Origin of the sequence: Streptomyces sp. adm13(2018), assembly GCF_008042145.1 — a bacterium.
GTDB lineage: Bacteria > Actinomycetota > Actinomycetes > Streptomycetales > Streptomycetaceae > Streptomyces.
In genome coordinates this window covers 1-1703 of the sequence record NZ_RDBH01000285.1, presented here as the reverse complement: position 1 = coordinate 1703, position 1703 = coordinate 1, and the positions used below count along the sequence as shown (strand labels likewise).

Annotated in this window: 1 protein-coding gene; it reads right to left on the bottom strand. The window is 75.2% G+C overall.

The features are described 5' to 3' along the window. Positions 1-1684 (bottom strand): ABC transporter ATP-binding protein (locus EAO70_RS36660; protein WP_148007094.1); only part of this gene is annotated, 1684 nt, incomplete at its 3' end. Positions 1685-1703 lie beyond the last annotated feature (19 nt).

Here is a 1703-nt window from a genome sequence, read left to right as displayed (position 1 = left end):
GTTCCTGGTGGGTGCCGTGGTCGATGATCCGGCCGTGGTCGAGGACGGCGATCCGGTCGGCGAGGGCGAGGGTGGAGCGGCGGCGGGCGACGATCAGGGTGGTGCGGTCCCCGGCCCGGTCGCGCAGGGCGTCGTGGATGCGCTGTTCGACGCGGGCGTCGACGGCGGAGGTGGCGTCGTCGAGGACGAGGACGCGGGGGGTGGCGGCGAGGGCGCGGGCGAGGGCGAGGCGCTGACGCTGTCCGCCGGACAGGGCGCCGCGTTCGCCGAGGACCGTGGCGTAGCCGTCGGGCAGGGCGGTGATGAAGGCGTGGGCCTGGGCGGTGCGGGCGGCGGCGTGGATCTCGGCGTCGGTGGCGCCGGGCCGGCCGTAGGCGATGGCCTCGCGGACGGTTCCGGTGAGGAGGGCCGTGTCCTCGGGGACGCCGGCGACGGCGCCGCGCAGGGAGGCGTAGGTCAGGTCGCGGACGTCGGCGCCGCCGATCCGCACGGCTCCCCCGGAGACGTCGTGGAACCGGGAGAGGAGCAGGGCGAGGGTGGACTTGCCCGACCCGGGGGCGCCGACCAAGGCCAGGGTCTCGCCGGGTTCGACGCGGAGGGAGAGGTCGGTGAGGACGGGCCGGCCGGCGCCGTAGGCGAAGGTGACGCGGTCGAACTCGATGCCGAGGGGACCTTCTTCGGGGAGCCGTGTCGTGCCCTCGGTCAGCAGCGGGCGGGTGTCGATCACTTCGAGGACCCGCTCGATCCCGGCGCCGGCCTGCTGGCCCATGGTGAGCAGCGCGGCGAGGGTCTTGACGGGGCCGACGAGCTGGGCGATGTAGGAGGAGAACGCGAGGAGGGCGCCGAGGCTGAGTTCGCCGCGGGCCGCGAGCCAGCCGCCGACGGCGAGGGCGCCGACCTGTCCGAGGGAGGGGACGCACTGGAGGGCGGGCCCGTAGCGGGCGTTGAGCCGTACCGCGCGCATCCGGCCGGCGAAGAGCCGCCGGGCGGCGTCGGCGAGCCGGTCCTGCTCCCGCTGTTCCTGGCCGAATCCCTTGACGACGCGGATGCCGGCGGTGGAGCTGGCGACGACTCCGGCGACGGCGGCGGCCTGGTTCTGGGCGTACCAGGTCGCGGGGTAGAGCCAGGTCCGGCTGCGTCGGCCGATGAACCACAGGGCGGGGACGAGGGCGAGTGCGACCAGGGCGAGGAGCGGGGAGAGCAGCGCGATGAGGACGAGGGAGACCAGCAGGAGGGCCGCGCTGGAGATCGCCGTGGGCAGGGTGGAGACGAGCCCGAAGACCATGTTGAGGTCCCCGGAGGAGCGGCTGAGGAGTTGACCGGTGCTCAGTTCGTCGCGGCGTGCGCCGTCCAGGCGGGAGAGCGAGCGGATCAGGTCGACCCGCAGGTCGTGCTGGACGTCGGCGGCGAGCCGTCCGGCGTGGTGGCGGCGGAGGTGGGCGGCGAGGTAGCCGAGCGCGGCGACGGCGAGCAGGGCTCCGGTCCACAGGGCGGCGGACCGGGCGGGGCGCAGGACGACGTCGTCGACGATCWCCATGGTGACGAGGGGGACGAGGGCGCTGGTCGCGGTTCCGAGGAGCGCGGCAAGGACCGCGACGAGCACACTGCGCCGGTGGCGCAGACAGCGGCGGGCGAGCCGCCCGGTCCAGGAACCCCGGTCGGTGTCGTCGGTGGGGTGCGTCATCCCGGGGCCTCCTCTCGTG